Genomic DNA, 14,472 nt, shown 5'->3' on the forward strand with positions numbered 1-14,472 from the left:
CAGCGGGGCTCCGCGGGTGAGCAGATCGACCAGCCGTACCTGGCGGCCTTCGACCGCGACACCGGCGAGCCGCTGCGCACCTTCACGCCCCGGCTCAACGGCCAGGTCAAGGCGCTGGCCACGCTGCCCAACGGCAACGTGGTCGCCGGTGGGCAGTTCAGCTCGGCCAACGGCCAGCCGGTCACCGCCGTGGTGGCCCTCGACCGGACCACCGGCGCCACCGACACCTCCTTCAACCTGACCATCGAGAACCGGATCACCAACGGCTCGGTGCTGGTCCGCACGCTGGCGCGGAAGGACTCCTCGCTGTTCATCGGCGGGGCCCTCACCCACGTCTCCAGCCGGGGCGGGGCCGCCTCCTACCAGCGCGGGGCCGCCCAGGTGGACGCCGCCACCGGCGCCCCCGTGACCAGCTGGAACCCCGAGTTCAACGGCACCGTGGTCTCGGTCGACCCCACCCCGGACCGGCTCTACGCCGCCGGGTACTTCACCACCTCGCGTGGTCAGACGGCGATGAAGGCGGCCGCCGTGCTGCGCCAGCCCAACTCACCGCTCGCCACCCCGCAGTGGTCGCCGGTCTGGAGCTCCAGCGAGCGCTCCAACTACCAGCAGGCGATCAAGGCCACCACGAACCGGGTCTGGGTCGGCGGTTCCGAGCACTCCATGTTCAGCTTCGACACCACCACCTTCGCCCGCACCAGCACCGGCATCAGCAACGCGGGCGGCGACCTGCAGACCATCAGCATCGCCGACGGCGTGGCCTACGGCGGCTGCCACTGCAACAACTACCAGTACTCCGACGCCACCACCTGGCCCGGTCTGGCCGGCTGGACCCAGGCGGACAAGATCGGCTGGATCGGTGCCTGGGACGCCGCCACCGGGGAGTTCCTGCCCGAGTTCAGCCCGATCATCAACTCCGACAAGGGCGCGGGGTCGTGGTCGTCCATGGTCGACTCCAAGGGCACGCTGTGGACCGGTGGCGACTACCGGAGCGTGCGGACCGGGGTCTCCAGCTCCAGCTGGGCCGGCGGCTTCGTCCGCTTCCCGCAGGTCGACAGCACCGCCCCGGCGACGCCGGGCGGCGTGGTCGTCTCCGCTCCTGCCGGTGACACGGTCCGGGTGGCCTGGAGCGGCAGCTCCGGGGCGACCTCCTACGAGGTGCTGCGGGACGACCGCGTGGTCGCCGTCACCGGGGCCACCGCCGTCGACGTCCCGCTCGGCGGGGGCAACCGGTTCTTCGTCCGGGCCGTCGACGCCGCCGGCAACCGCTCGGCGAGCAGCCGGGTCGCCGTGCCGGCCGACCCCAACCGCAACCCGCTGGTGCTGCCCTACGGCTCCCAGTGGGCCTACCGCAACGACGCCAGCGCGGCCCCGGCGGACTGGACCGCCGCCGGCTTCGACGACAGCTCCTGGCGCCGGGGCCCGGGCATGTTCGGCTTCGGCTCCGAGGCCGTGGTGACCAGCACCGACAACCCGGCGGGGTCGTCGGCGCGGGCGGTGACGAGCTACTTCCGGCGCACCCTCACCATCCCCGACGTCGACCAGGTCAAGAACCTCACCCTGACCACCTGGGCCGACGACGGCGTGGCCGTCTACGTCAACGGCAAGGAGGTCGGCCGCAAGAACCTGGGCTCCAGCACCATCAGCTACTCCCGCTACGCCGACGCCGCGCCACGGACGGCGACGGCCCAGGCGGAGCCGCTGCAGATCCAGCTGGCCGACGCCGACGTGCCGGACTCGGGCCCGCTGACCATCGCCGCCGAGGTGCACCTCAACTACAAGGGGACGCGGGACTCCAGCTTCGACCTGCGGGCCACGGCCACCTACTACACCGACTCCGACCCCAAGCCGGCGCCGCCGGCGGAGGCCGACCCGGTGCAGGAGCCGGAACCCGAGCCCGACCCGGTCGACCCCGCCCCTGAGCCGGTGGACCCTGAGCCGGTGGACCCCGCGCCGGTGGATCCCGCGCCGGAGGCGGAGCCGGAGCCGGTGCAGCAGCCCGTGCTGGCCGCCGGCCAGCAGTGGGCCTACCGCACCGAGGCCAGCGCGCCGGCCGCCGGCTGGTCGGCGAGCTCCTTCGACGACTCCGGGTGGTCCCGCGGGAAGGCGGTGCTGGGCTTCGGCTCCGCCGACCTGGGGACCGACATCGACAACCCGGCGGGCAGCTCCGCCCGTGCCGTCACCAGCTACTTCCGCAAGACCGTGGAGCTGGCCGACCGCGACGGGCTGCAGTCGCTGACCCTGACCACCTGGGCCGACGACGGCGTCGCCGTGTACGTCGACGGGGTGGAGGTCGGGCGCAAGAACCTCGGCACCGGCTCCCTGTCCTACGGGCGGTACGCCGACAGCGCCGTGCGCACCAGCGCGGCGCAGGCGGCACCGCTCACGATCGAGATCCCGGCGGCGGACCTGCCCGACGGCCCGCTGACCATCGCCGCCGAGGTGCACGTCAACTACCGGGCCACCAAGGACCTGAGCTTCGACCTGACGGCCGAGGCGACCTACGAAGGAGAGCAGTGAGCGTCCTCCACCCCGTCCGCCCGAGCTTCGGCGCCGCCCTGAGCGAGCTGCGGCACTCCCAGAAGCGCGGGGCGGGCGTCCCCCTCTACACCCGCTACGTCAACCGGGGGGCGGGACGGCTGATCGCCGCCGCCGCCGCCCGGGTGGGCGCCACCCCGAACCAGGTGACGCTGGTCAGCGGGCTGCTGACGCTGTCCGGTCTGCTGGTGGTCGCCCTGGTGCCGACCTCGGTCGGGTCGGCGGTGGCGGCCACCGCGCTGCTGGCGCTCGGCTACGCCTTCGACTCCGCCGACGGCCAGCTGGCCCGGCTGACCCGCTCCGGCTCGCCGGCGGGGGAGTGGCTGGACCACGTGGTGGACGCGGGCCGCAACCCGGCCCTGCACCTGGCCGTGCTGGTGGCGCTGTTCCGCTTCAGCGAGCTCCCCACCGCCTACCTGTGGGTGCCGCTGGCCTTCACCGTGGTGGTGTCCACCCGGTTCCTGGCGCTGATCCTGGCCGAGCAGCTCCGCGGCCCGCAGCCGGCCACCGCGCCCGACGGGGGCCAGCGGCTCCGCTCGCTGATGCAGCTGCCCTCCGACACCGGGGTGCAGAACCTGGTCTTCCTGCTGCTGCCCTGGCCGACGGCCTTCGCCACCGCCTACGGGGTGCTGTTCGTGCTCAACGCCGGCCTGGCCTCGGCGTCCCTGGTCCGCAAGCAGCGCGAGATGGCACGCTTGCCCCGATGAGCACCGACACCGCCCCCGTCCGGCTCACCACGCTGCTGCGCGAGGACCTGCGGGCCAACGCCGGGCAGCTGAAGGGCCAGCTGATCGTGGTCGCCTACCGGCTGGCCCACGCCGCCCGGACGCCCGTGGACCGTCCGCCGCGGCCGTGGGCCGTCCCGGTGGGCGTGCTCTACCGGCTGCTGGTGGAGTGGTTCCTCGGCGTGGAGATCCCCTGGCGGACGCGGATCGGGCGGCGGCTGCGGGTGCTGCACGGGGTCGGCATCGTGGTCAACGACGGCGCCGTCCTCGGCGACGACGTGGTGCTGCGGCAGAACGTCACCATCGGCAACAAGCGCGGCGGTCTGCCGTGCCCGCGGATCGGCGACGGGGTCAGGCTCGGCGCCTCGGCCATCGTGATCGGCGAGGTCGAGATCGGTGCCGGCGCCCAGGTCGGCGCCGGGGCCGTGGTCACCCGTGACGTGCCGGCCGGTGCCGTGGCCGTCGGCAACCCCGCCCGGGTCCGGATCCCGGCCGCGCGCGCCGACTGAGCCGCGGCGGGTCGCCTCAGCCGCGCAGCAGTGCGGCGGTCACCGCCGCGACCCGGCGACGCAGCAGCCAGCGCTGGTCGAGCGGTAGCCCCGCACCGGCGCGCAGCAGCCGCTCGGCGAAGCCGTCCAGCAGCGTGCGCGCCTCCGCCGTGCCGGCCGGCTCCAGGCGTCGGAGCACCCCGAACCACACCGGTTCGGCGCCCAGCACCCGGCGGGCCAGGTCGGCGTAGGCGTCCTGGAACCCAGGGGCCGTCCGTGCCCGCGCCCGCCAGCCCTGGTCGGCGGTGACCTGACCCGGGTGGCTGCGGCTGAGCAGCCCGGCCACCCCCTCGCGGCGCAGCCGGTACCCGGCGGCGCTCAGCCGCAGCCACAGGTCGTAGTCCTCGGCCGGGACGGCGCGGTAGCCCGAGACCGCCCGCAGCGCGTCGGTGCGGGCGACCAGGGTGGCGTGGGCCACCGGGTTGCCCAGCAGCAGGTGCAGCGGCATCGCCTGCTCGCTGATCCGCGCCGGCGCGTTGAGCCCGAGCGAGCGGACCCCGGCGCCGAAGCGTCCCACCGTGGTGAAGGTGGCGTCGGCGCCCGCGCGCAGCGCCCGCAGCGCGACGGCGAACCGCCAGGGCATCGAGACGTCGTCGGCGTCCATGCGGGCCACCAGCGGCGTCTCCACCCGCTCCAGCAGCACGTTCAGCCCGCCGGCGACCCCCCGCGGCTCCGCGCTCTGCACGACCGCCACCCGGTCGTCGCCGAGCGCGCGGACCACCGCGACGGTGCCGTCGGTGGAGGCGTCGTCGTGGACCAGCACGCGCGAGCCGGCGGGCAGGCCGCGCAGCGTCGAGCGCAGGGCCAGGCCGACCGTGGCCGCGGCGTCGCGCGCCGGCACCAGGACCGTCACCGCGGTGCTCATCCCTCGTCCCTCTTCCCCGGGCGCAGCGCCCGCAGCTCGTCCAGGTGCAGGGCCCGGCGGTCGGCGACCACCCAGCCGGCGAACGCGACGGTGGCCACCAGACCACCGGCCAGCAGCGCGGCGACGCTCTGCCCCAGCAGCCAGGTGGCCGCCGCCGTGGGGACGCCGAACGACACCAGGCCGATCACGCCGGCCCGCAGCAGCGGCAGCGGGGCGAGCCGGACCCCGGTGGCGCGGCGTACCTGCACGGTGGCCAGCACGGCGTCCAGCAGCATGCAGGCAGCCCACACCGCCGCCGCCCCCTCGATCCCGGCGACCGGGACCAGGAGCAGGTTGCCGACCACGTTGAGCGTCAGCGCGGCCGCCTTGTTGGCCGCCGCCAGCCCGCTGCGGCCGCTCATCAGCAGCAGCGAGTGCACGCTGCCGGCGCAGAGGATCACCGCCATGCCCACCGCCAGCACCCGCATCACCGTGGCGCCCTCGACGAACTCCGGGCCCAGCCACCCCAGCACCAGCGGCGCGTAGACGAACAGCATCACGTTGACCGGCGTGCTGAACAGCACCAGCCAGGTGGTGGAGCGGGTGAACAGCGAGCGCACCCCGGCCAGGTCCTCGCGCCACATCAGCCGGCTGAAGAGGGGGGTGACCACCGTCCGCATCGCGGTGTCGATCAGCAGGGCCGCCGACAGGAAGCGGCTGGCCGAGCCGTACACCCCGGCGGCCGCCGAGCCGGCGATGGCGCCGACCAGCAGCACGTCGACCCAGACCAGGGCCTGCTCCAGGCTGGTGGCCACCACCCGGGGGCCGGCGAAGCCCAGCATCGGCCGGAGCACGGCCCGCCGCGGCCGCAGCCGTCCCGGCCGTCCACCCCGGCGCTCGTGGCGACGGACCTGGCCGACCAGCACGGCCAGGGCGGCCAGCAGCCCCAGCAGGAAGGGGCTGGCCCAGGCCAGGGACGCGGTCGTCGCCGTCCCGCCGACGGCCACCGCCACCAGCACCAGCACGGGGCGGGCCAGCGGCACCGCGATGCTGCCGATGGCGATGTAGGGCCCGATGCCGCCCAGCGCCCGGGTGCAGGCGAGGGCGATCAGGAACGTGCTGGCCGCCGGCACCAGCCAGGCGCAGGCCCGCAGCGCCTCGCGGACCTCCGGCTCGGGTGCCAGCAGCGGGGCGAGCAGCCAGACGGCCGTCCCCGCCGCGAGCGCGGCGAGCAGCGCCGTGCCGAGCGCCACCGCGAGGGCGCTGCGGATCTGGTCCTGGTCCTCGTCCACCAGCCGGGGCAGGTACCACACCGACGCGGTGTCCATCCCCAGCCGGGCCACGCTGATGACGATCATGAACACGGCCATCACCTGCAGCACGACCCCGGCGCCGGCGTCCCCCAGGCTGCGGGCCAGCACGAAGGTGAGCACGAAGCCCATCAGGGCGCTGAAGCCCGAGCCGAGGAGGCTGACCGCACCCGACCGGGCGACCGAGGCCGAGCTGCTGGACGTCGCCGTGCGATCGGTCACGGGACTCCCTGGGCTCGGCTGCACGCTTGGGCAGGTGGACGGTCGGGCAGGTGGACGGTCGGGCAGGTGGGTAGGTGGGCGGTTCGGGGGTGGGCGTTGCCCGGACCTGAGAGGATAGTGGCCGCGACGCGTCGTCGCAGTGCTTCTCGTCGCAGGTCAGGAGACGCCGATGGAGGCCCAGGGCCGCAGGAGAGGGCTCGGCAGGCTGCTGCTGCTCGTGGTCGCAGCCGTGCTGGTGGTGCTGCTGCTGGTCTGGCTGCTGGTGCCCCGCGGCGGGGACGCGCTGGTCTCCGGGCCCGGACCCTCGGGCAGCCCCGGCGCCACCACCCCCGCGCCCACTCCCGGCGCGCCGGCGTCGTCCCCGTCAGCCGGCGACCCGACCCCCACCGGCTCCGCCGACCCGACCGCCGCACCCACCCCGGGCGCCTCTGCGGACCCCGGCGAGGAGGACCGGGTGGTCGCGCAGGAGGTCACCGGCGTGGTGGAGGAGACCGAGGCGACGGTCCCGGCCGTGGAGCGCCTGGTCGCCGAGACGGCCCAGTCGGTGGCCACGGTGGTCCCGGAGGGGGAGACCGCGCCGAACCTCGAGGAGCTGGAGCAGGTCGCCACCGGTGAGATGCTGCAGGAGCTCGAGGCCAGCGTGGAGGAGTTCCGCACCAACGGCTGGTACCAGCGGGGCGTGCCCACCCTGGTCAGCCTCGACGTGGGCGAGCTCAGCGAGGACGGCACCACCGTGGAGCTGGCGGCCTGCCTGGACTCGTCGCGGGTGCAGGTGATCGACGAGGCCGGCAACGACGTGCTGGCCGACCAGCGGGACCGCCGCTCCCTCAACCTCTACGTCGTCGAGCGCGCCGACGAGGACGCCCCCTGGAAGGTCGCCTCGCGGAGCTTCCCCGACGAGGCCGACTGCTAGGCCGGACGGCTAGGGCCGGCGGCCCAGCAGCTGGGCCGCCTTGTCGCGGGCCAGCCGGGCCACGAACCAGGGGTTGCCCAGGAGGTAGCGGCGCAGCAGCCGTCGGGGCTCCAGCGCCAGCCGCCACAGCCACTCCAGGCCGGCCCGCACCATCCAGTCCGGCGGGCGCCGGTGCACGCCGCCGAGCCAGTCGAACAGCCCCCCGCAGGTCAGCACGGCACCCACCCGCAGCTCGTCGCGGTGCTGCTGCACCCACTGCTGCTGCCTCGGGTCGCCCATCCCGACCCACAGCACGTCGGGGGCGAAGTCGTTGACGTCCTCGACGACCGCACGCGGGTCGGCGGCCCCCTCGTAGCCGTCACGCACCCGGGTGGACAGCCCCGGGTACTCCGTCTCCAGCCGCCGGGCCGCCGCGCGGACGACCTCGGGGGTGCCGCCCAGCAGGAAGTAGCGGGCCGGGCCGCGGGCCGTCAGGGCGGCGGTCAGCGGGTGGACGAGGTCGGTGGTGGCCACCCGCTCGGTGCAGCCGCCGCCGAGCAGCCGGTCGGCCCACACCACCGACTGCCCGTCGGGGTAGGCCAGGTCGGCGGCCCGCAGCTGCGCGGCCAGCCGGGCGTCGCCGCGGGCCAGGAAGGCGGAGTTGGCGTTGATCCCGACCGCCACCCGCGGCTGCTCGGAAGCGGTCCAGCCCAGCACGGTGCTGACGGTGTCGGACATCGAGACCGAGTCCACGGGGACCCCGCAGACGTCGATGCGTTCTGGTGCTCCCACTGTCCTCCCGTGGTCGTACGGCACCCACCCGTGGTGGTACCGGCGCTGGGCCCCCATGGTGCCCCAAGGCCGGACCGCGGGCGAGTCGGCGACCCCTTCGGAGCGCTGTGACAGACTCGCGGTCGTCGGTTCGGGTGGGACGGAGAGGCACGATGGAGGCCAAGCACGGCATGGCCGGCGGTGCGAGGAGCCCGCGGTCCGGGTTCGAGGTCCGCAGCGCGGTCGAGATCGGCGTCTACCTGCGCACCGCGGTCCGGGGGATCGGCTGGGTCGTCGCGGGGCTCGTGCTCGGGCTGGCGCTCGCGGCCGGCTTCCTGTGGGTGAAGCCGCCGGTGTACACGGCGACCGCGTCGGTGAACGTCAACGTCATCACCGTCGACCCCTTCGACTCCGCGCAGTCGGCCTCCGGGCTGCTGGACCCGCCGACCGAGGCCTCGATCGCCACCTCCTACCGGGTCGCCCAGGCCGCCGCGGCCCGGCTGGCCGACGGCACCACCGCCGACGAGCTGCGCGCCACGGTGACGGCACGTCCCATCGCCGACGCCACGATCCTGCGCATCTCCTCCTCCGGGCCCTCGGCCGAACGGGCGCGGCGCCAGGCCGACGTGCTGGCCGAGGAGTACCTGCGCTACCGCCAGGACCAGGCCGTGCAGCGGCAGGAGGCCATCCTGGGCTCGATCGAGAGCTCGCTGTCGGAGCTGGAGGCCGAGCTCGCCCGCGCCACCACCGAGGAGCAGCGCTCGGCCATCCGCACCGAGATCGACGGGCTGCGCAGCCGCCGCAACGACCTGCTGAACCTCGACACCACCGGCGGGTCCGTGATCGACCCGGCCCTGGCCGGTGACGTGGAGGTCGCGCCGTCGTCCATGCTGGTGCTGGCCTCCGGTGCCGCGGCGGGCGCGGTGCTGGGCCTGCTGGTGGCCTTCGTGAGCCAGGCGCTGCGGCGCCGGGTGCACAACGCCGACGACGTCACCACCGCGCTCGGGCCGGGCCTGGTGGTCGGCCGGCGGCGGCGCGCTGCGGGGGAGAGCGCGCCGGTGGAGGACCTGCGGCTGGTCCGCGACCGGGCCATGGTGGCCGCCGAGACGCTCACGGAGCCGCTGCGGCGGGTGACCGTGGTCGACCAGTCCGGTGCTGCCTACCCCAGCGGCGTGGCTCTCACGCTGGCCCACGTGCTGACGCAGCGGCTGCGCGGGGCCTCCGTCGTCGTGCTCGGTCTGGACGCCGCCCGCCGGTCCGCGGTGGTCGAGGCGCTCGAGCTAGGCGGTGCGCCCGACGGCCCGCTGACCTCACCGCTGCTGCCCGGCGTCGAGGTGCGGCTGCCGCTGGCCTCCGAGGGCGCCGACGAGCCGGACCCGGTGCTGACCGCCCAGGCCACCCGGCTGCTGAGCAGCTCCGGGAAGCCCCACGTGCTGGTGGTGCCGCCCTCCAGCACGGAGTCCTCGCGGGCCGCCGCGGGGCTGCGCTCCGACATCGTGACCGTGGTCGTGCAGCGGGACTCCACCCGTCGCCGTGACCTCGTGGCGCTGCGGGAGGACCTCGACGCGGTGGGCTCGGAGGTGGCGGCGGTGCTGCTGGTGCCGCCGGCCGCGCGCGAGACCGCTCCGGACACCGACGACACCGACGACGCCGACGAGACGGCCGACGCCGACGAGACGGGCGACGCCGACGAGACGGGCGGGGCGAGCGCGCCGTCCTCGCCGGCCCCCGACGACCGGGCGGGCGAGGTCGCCAGGAGTGCGGTCCGGGACCGGGACGCCGTCGACCAGCGCAGCCGCTGAGCCGGTGTCCGCCCGGGAGCTGGCGGGGACCGCCGTGGAGCGCGTGCTGCCGGCGTGGCCCTTCGCCCTGGCCCTGCTCGGCTACCCGCTGTGGTGGGTGCTGGGCCTGGGGGACTCCGCCTGGATCCTGCTGGCGGGGGTGATGCTGCTCCTGCTGCGGGGCACGCGCGTGCAGGTGCCGCGCGGGTTCGGGGTGTGGCTGCTCTTCCTGGTGTGGATGGCCTGCTCGGCCCTGATGCTCGACTCCGGCGGGCGGCTGATCGGCTTCGCCTACCGCTACCTGCTGTACGCGACCTGCACGGTCTTCTTCCTCTACCTGTACAACGCGCGCTCCACGCTGACCGTGCAGCGGGTGCTGGGCGTGCTGTGCGGCTTCTGGGTCGTGGTCTGGGTGGGCGGCTACCTCGGCCTGCTCGCGCCCACGTTCGAGCTGCGCACCCCGCTCACCTGGGTGCTGCCCGACGGGCTGCTGGCCAACGAGCTGGTGAGCGAGATGGCCGTGCGCCGGCTCACCCAGTACAACCCCGACGCCTACAACGTGATCGACCCGCGCCCCAGCGCGCCGTTCCTCTACACCAACGGCTGGGGCAACGCGTACTCGGTGCTGCTGCCCCTGGTGCTGGCCTACCTGGGCACGCTGCGGCGCGGCTGGTGGTTCTGGACGGTCGTGGTCATGGTGCCGGTCTCGCTGGTGCCGGCCTTCCTGAGCCTCAACCGGGGGATGTTCCTCGGCCTGGGGGTGGCGTTGGTCTACGTCGTGGTGCGGCTCGCGCTGCGGGGTCACTGGCGGGCGCTGGTGGTGCTGGTCGCGGTCGCCCTGGTGGCCGGCGGCCTGCTCACCCTGCTGCCGGTGACCGAGCGGCTCAGCAACCGGCTCGAGGTCAGCAGCACCACCGAGGACCGGGCCTCGCTCTACCTGGAGACGCTGCGCCGGACCGCGGAGTCGCCGCTGCTGGGCTACGGGGCGCCACGGCCCTCGGAGACCGCCGGTGCCCCCTCGGCGGGGACGCAGGGCCAGTTCTGGATGGTGCTGTTCTCCCACGGCGTGGTCGGGGCCGTGCTCTTCGTCGGGTGGCTGCTGGTCCTGCTGGCCAAGACGCTGCGCGCCCCCGGCACGGTGGGCCTCGTCTGCCACACGGTCGTCCTGGTGACGCTCGTCGAGATCTTCTACTACGGCATCGTGGCCTCGGGGCTGATGCTGGCCCTGGTGGCCGCTGCGCTGGCGCTACGGCACACCGAGGCCGTGGCCGACGTGCGCCGGCCCGGCCTCCTGCTGCGCGGCTAGCGGTAGACCCGGATGTAGTCGATGTCGTAGTTGGCCGGCATCGCGGTCAGCTCGGGCCGGTTGGCCAGCGGGAAGCCCGCCCACTCGCTGCCGATCTGCAGGTTGAGCCGGATGTTCATCGGCTCGTCGAAGGTCTTGGCGAACCACTTCACGTCGGAGGCGAGCGCCTTGCCGACCAGCTGGTCGTCGAAGTAGAACCACATGCCCTCGGGCGTCCACTCCATCGCGTAGACGTGCCAGCCCGAGGAGACCGGGGGTGAGCCCTCCGGGGTGCCGTAGCCGGTCACCTTGGCGGGGCTGACCTGCTTGGTGGTGTCCTCGTGGATCGTCCAGGTGTAGGACTCGTGGCGGAAGTCGGGCTGGTCGGTGGGGCCGCCGTAGGCCTCCATGATGTCGGACTCGCCGAGGCCGTCGTCGTTGCGCAGCCAGAAGGCCGGCCACACGCCGCGCGACCTGCCGGGGACGGTCGGCAGCTTGGCCCGCATCTCCCAGCGGCCGTACTTCTGCGAGAACGTGCCGATGGTGTCGAGGTAGCCGGTGGAGTAGGGCCGTGAGCCGCTGAGGTCGCGCCGGGCCTGGATCCGCAGCACGCCGTTGCCCTCGGTCACGTTGCGGGCGTAGATGCGGGCCATGTCGTAGCTGAGCGACGTCTGGTCGCGGACGCGCCACTTGTCGGTGTCGACGCGGCCGTCGCCGAACTCGTCGGACCAGGTCAGCACCCGGCAGGAGCGGTCGGAGCGGATGCCCTGGGCGCAGCCGTCGCCCGACGTCGGCGCCGGCTGGCCGGAGACCGTCAGCTTGGACACCTGCAGCTCGTCGCCCACGCCCGGGTCGTCGATCTTGAGCCGCACGGTGAGGGGCTCGCCGCCCTCTGCGACGTGGGTGGCGCGGATCGTCGTCCACGTGTGGGGCTGCACGTCCAGCGCCTTGCGGCTGGTGGCGCGGGGACCGTCGCCCTCGTAGCGGCCCTCGTTGACCTCCATGACGACGCGGCTGCGCTGGTGGGTGCGCACCCGCGTCTCGGCGGTGACCTGCTCGCCGTCGACCGAGGTGCGGGCCAGCGCCGAGATCAGCGTGCGCACCTCGATGGTGTCGCCGCCGCTCGCGCGGGCCTCCAGCTTGCCGACCCGCTGGCCGCCGGCGGAGTCGGAGCGGAACGTCGAGAACTCCGCCCTCGGGTTCACCACCCACCAGCGCAGGCCCTCGTCGAAGGTGACCTCGGTGGCCCACGCCGCGGACGCACGGGTCGGGGAGTCGGCGACGCTCGGCGGTGCGGTCGGCACGAGCACCGCGGCGGCCACGAGCACGGCGCCCAGGGCGAGTGCCGCCCGGGCCCGGATCGCGGTGGCGCGGTCGCGGGTGCCGCGGGCACGGGTCGAGGAGGTGGCGAACATGGATCGAGCTCCTAGGTGTGGTGCCCGGGTCGCCCCAGGGCATCTGAGCCGACTGCCCCCCAGTCGTCGGATGCTCCTGCGAGCATAACCGCCTGCCCGGGGCCGTGGCGAGCCCTCCCTGAGGAGCTCTCAGGAAGCGGTCGGGTCGCCCGGCGGCAGGCTCAGCAGCCGGCGCCCGCCCCGGCCCCGGCCAGCACGGCCGCCGTGCCCGACAGACCCAGCCGGGTGGCGCCCGCCCCGACCATCGCCACCGCGTCGGCCCAGCTGCGGATGCCGCCGGAGGCCTTGACCCCCAGCCGGCCTCCCACGGTGCGGGCCATCAGCTCCACCGCCTCCACGGTGGCCCCGCCGGCGGGGTGGAAGCCGGTGGAGGTCTTGACGAACTGGGCGCCGCCGGCCTCGGCGGCCCGGCAGGCGGCGACGACCTCGAGGTCGGTGAGCGCCGCGGACTCGATGATGACCTTGAGCAGCGCGGTCTCGGGCATGGCCCGGCGCACCGCCTCGACGTCGGCCCGCACCGCCTCGTGCTCGCCGGCCCGCAGCCGCCCGATGTCGATCACCATGTCGACCTCGTCGGCGCCGTCGGCGACCGCCTGCGCCGCCTCGGTGGCCTTCACCGCGGAGGTGTGCTTGCCGGAGGGGAAGCCGCAGACGGTGGCCAGAGCCAGCCCGTCGGGCAGCGGGCCCACGTCGGCCAGCAGGGACGGCGAGATGCAGATCGAGAAGGCGCCGAGGTCGGCGGCCTCGCGGGCGAGCGCCCGGACGTCGGCCGGGGTGGCGTCGGTGCGCAGCAGGGTGTGGTCGACGTAGCGCGCGAGCTGCTCGCGGGTCATGGTCATGGGCGCCACTCTTCCCGGGTGCCCCGGCGGGTGCAAGCGAGGACGTCGCCCCGGGCCAGGGGTGCCGGCAGGCTCAGCCGGCCGCCTCGCCGTTCCAGGCGCGGGAGGTCAGCAGCGCGGCGACGGCGCAGGCGGCGGCCCCACGGGCCCAGTCGGTGAAGGTGAGGGGACGCAGCACCAGCTCGCAGTCGGCGGCGCTGCCGAAGGCGCGGCGCGCGAACTCCTCGCGGACGCTCGGCGCCATCACGTCGTAGTCGCCGTCCGGGCCACCCACCGCCTCGCCGGTGAGCACGATCACCGCCGGGCCGAAGAGGTTGGCCAGCGTGGCCAGCCCGATGCCGATGGCCCGCCCGGCTCCGGCGAGCACCTCGCGGGCGTCGGCGGAACCGGCCCGGGCCATCGCCACCACCTCGGGCACCGTCAGCCCCGGGTGCCCGCGCCCGGCCATCTGCTCCAGCACCGCCGCCTCGCCGGCCAGCGCCTCGACGCAGCCCACGTTGCCGCAGTGGCAGCGGGGACCGGCCGAGTCGGCCAGCACGTGCCCGATCTCGCCCAGCACGCCGTGGCTGCCGTGCACCACCCGGCCCTCGAGCAGCAGCGCGCAGCCGATGCCCGCGCCGATGGTCACCATGGCCAGCGAGTGCGCCCCGGCGCCCGTGCCCGCCATGTGCTCGCCGGTCAGCAGCGCCCGCACGTCGTTCTCGACCACCACCGGCACGTCGACCATCCCGGCGAGGAGCCGTCCCACCGGCAGGTCGCGCCACCCCAGGAAGGGGGAGTAGCCCACCTGGCCCGTGCTGGGGTCCACGTCGCCGGACAGCGAGAGCCCGGCGCGGCGCACCCGGGGGTGCTCGCGGCACCACCGGCGCACCAGCTCGGCGACCTGCTCCAGCACGGTCGGCGGGTCCTGCCCGCGCAGCTCCTCGTGGTGCTCGGCCAGCACCCGGCAGCGCAGGTCGCAGAGCACGGCCACCAGCCCGGTGGCGGTGACCTTGACGCCCACCTGCAGCTCGCGGTCGGCCTGCACCTCCAGCGCGGTGGCGGGCCGGCCGCGACCGCCGGCGGGACGGGCGGCCGTCTCGCGCACCAGCCCGCTGTCCACCAGCGGTGAGATCGCCCGGGTGATGCCGCCGGGGGTGAGACCGGTCATCCGGGCCAGCTGCATCCGCGACGTCGGGCCCTCGCGGATCAGGGTCCCGAGGACGCGCGCGGTCGACGGGCTGAGAGCAGGGGCCATCGGCGCAGTATGCCTCCGCGGCGGGCGCCCGCGCCGGGAAACAATTCATTGACACGCGCAAAGAA

General features: G+C 74.9%; 11 protein-coding genes and 1 pseudogene. 6 read left to right on the forward strand and 6 right to left on the reverse strand.

The annotated features are described in order from the left end of the window. The 3 genes and pseudogenes from GC722_RS04550 to GC722_RS18845 all read left to right on the forward strand — a co-directional run. Positions 1 to 2,520 (forward strand): annotated as a pseudogene (locus GC722_RS04550) (hypothetical protein); the annotation flags it as partial. Then, the gene (locus tag GC722_RS04555; protein ID WP_197429786.1) at positions 2,517 to 3,245 is read left to right on the forward strand and encodes a CDP-alcohol phosphatidyltransferase family protein; all 729 of its coding nucleotides are present in this window, start codon (positions 2,517 to 2,519) and stop codon (positions 3,243 to 3,245) included. The pseudogene GC722_RS04550 and the gene GC722_RS04555, both read left to right, overlap by 4 nt. Continuing rightward, on the forward strand, positions 3,242 to 3,772 hold the full coding sequence (locus GC722_RS18845) for a serine acetyltransferase (protein ID WP_156608326.1): 531 nt from the start codon (positions 3,242 to 3,244) through the stop codon (positions 3,770 to 3,772). Before GC722_RS04555 ends, GC722_RS18845 begins: the two co-directional genes overlap by 4 nt. Positions 3,773 to 3,788: 16 nt before the next feature. Here the strand turns inward: GC722_RS18845 and GC722_RS04565 are convergent, their stop codons facing one another. Continuing rightward, entirely contained in the window at positions 3,789 to 4,676 is an 888-nt protein-coding gene (locus GC722_RS04565) for a glycosyltransferase family 2 protein (RefSeq protein WP_156608328.1), read from the reverse strand. Further along, on the reverse strand, positions 4,673 to 6,187 hold the full coding sequence (locus GC722_RS04570) for an oligosaccharide flippase family protein (protein ID WP_197429787.1): 1,515 nt from the start codon (positions 6,185 to 6,187) through the stop codon (positions 4,673 to 4,675). The genes GC722_RS04565 and GC722_RS04570 overlap by 4 nt, the downstream gene beginning before the upstream one ends. A gap of 169 nt (positions 6,188 to 6,356) precedes the next feature. Here GC722_RS04570 and GC722_RS17605 point away from each other — a divergent pair, with 169 nt between their 5' ends. Then, positions 6,357 to 7,100: a hypothetical protein gene (locus GC722_RS17605; protein ID WP_197429788.1), complete on the forward strand. Its 744-nt coding sequence runs from the start codon at positions 6,357 to 6,359 to the stop codon at positions 7,098 to 7,100. Positions 7,101 to 7,109: 9 nt separating this feature from the next. On the opposite strand, the gene GC722_RS04580 is transcribed toward GC722_RS17605, so the two are convergent. After that, positions 7,110 to 7,817 (reverse strand): WecB/TagA/CpsF family glycosyltransferase, encoded by a 708-nt coding sequence (locus tag GC722_RS04580; RefSeq protein WP_197429789.1) that lies wholly within the window; start codon positions 7,815 to 7,817, stop codon positions 7,110 to 7,112. 206 nt (positions 7,818 to 8,023) lie between these two features. Here GC722_RS04580 and GC722_RS04585 point away from each other — a divergent pair, with 206 nt between their 5' ends. Together GC722_RS04585 and GC722_RS04590 are read left to right on the forward strand one after the other, a co-directional pair. Continuing rightward, entirely contained in the window at positions 8,024 to 9,652 is a 1,629-nt protein-coding gene (locus tag GC722_RS04585; protein ID WP_156608334.1) for a YveK family protein, read from the forward strand. A gap of 4 nt (positions 9,653 to 9,656) precedes the next feature. Further along, entirely contained in the window at positions 9,657 to 10,937 is a 1,281-nt protein-coding gene (locus GC722_RS04590; RefSeq protein WP_156608336.1) for an O-antigen ligase family protein, read from the forward strand. Here GC722_RS04590 and GC722_RS04595 read toward each other — a convergent pair. From GC722_RS04595 to GC722_RS04605, 3 genes are all read right to left on the reverse strand, one after another. Next, complete coding sequence (locus tag GC722_RS04595) at positions 10,934 to 12,331, reverse strand: glycoside hydrolase family 16 protein (protein ID WP_156608338.1); 1,398 nt, start codon at positions 12,329 to 12,331, stop codon at positions 10,934 to 10,936. The two genes, GC722_RS04590 and GC722_RS04595, sit on opposite strands and share 4 nt — an antisense overlap. Positions 12,332 to 12,492: 161 nt before the next feature. Beyond that, positions 12,493 to 13,170 carry a deoxyribose-phosphate aldolase gene (gene deoC, locus GC722_RS04600; protein ID WP_156608341.1) on the reverse strand — a complete coding sequence of 226 codons (678 nt, stop codon included), beginning with the start codon at positions 13,168 to 13,170 and terminating at the stop codon, positions 12,493 to 12,495. Between the two features lie 73 nt (positions 13,171 to 13,243). Further along, on the reverse strand, positions 13,244 to 14,407 hold the full coding sequence (locus tag GC722_RS04605) for an ROK family transcriptional regulator (RefSeq protein ID WP_156608343.1): 1,164 nt from the start codon (positions 14,405 to 14,407) through the stop codon (positions 13,244 to 13,246). Positions 14,408 to 14,472 lie beyond the last annotated feature (65 nt).

This window comes from Auraticoccus cholistanensis, assembly GCF_009742705.1.
Lineage (GTDB): Bacteria > Actinomycetota > Actinomycetes > Propionibacteriales > Propionibacteriaceae > Auraticoccus > Auraticoccus cholistanensis.

Bases quoted from the DNA above. Each gene is read 5' to 3' on its own strand.
- GC722_RS04565 (WP_156608328.1), bottom strand. From the start codon at position 4,676: ATGAGCACCGCGGTGACGGTCCTGGTGCCGGCGCGCGACGCCGCGGCC.
- GC722_RS04605 (WP_156608343.1), bottom strand. From the start codon at position 14,407: ATGGCCCCTGCTCTCAGCCCGTCGACCGCGCGCGTCCTCGGGACCCTG.
- GC722_RS18845 (WP_156608326.1), top strand. From the start codon at position 3,242: ATGAGCACCGACACCGCCCCCGTCCGGCTCACCACGCTGCTGCGCGAG.
- GC722_RS04580 (WP_197429789.1), bottom strand. From the start codon at position 7,817: ATGTCCGACACCGTCAGCACCGTGCTGGGCTGGACCGCTTCCGAGCAG.
- deoC (WP_156608341.1), bottom strand. From the start codon at position 13,170: ATGACCATGACCCGCGAGCAGCTCGCGCGCTACGTCGACCACACCCTG.
- GC722_RS04595 (WP_156608338.1), bottom strand. From the start codon at position 12,331: ATGTTCGCCACCTCCTCGACCCGTGCCCGCGGCACCCGCGACCGCGCC.
- GC722_RS04585 (WP_156608334.1), top strand. From the start codon at position 8,024: ATGGAGGCCAAGCACGGCATGGCCGGCGGTGCGAGGAGCCCGCGGTCC.
- GC722_RS17605 (WP_197429788.1), top strand. From the start codon at position 6,357: ATGGAGGCCCAGGGCCGCAGGAGAGGGCTCGGCAGGCTGCTGCTGCTC.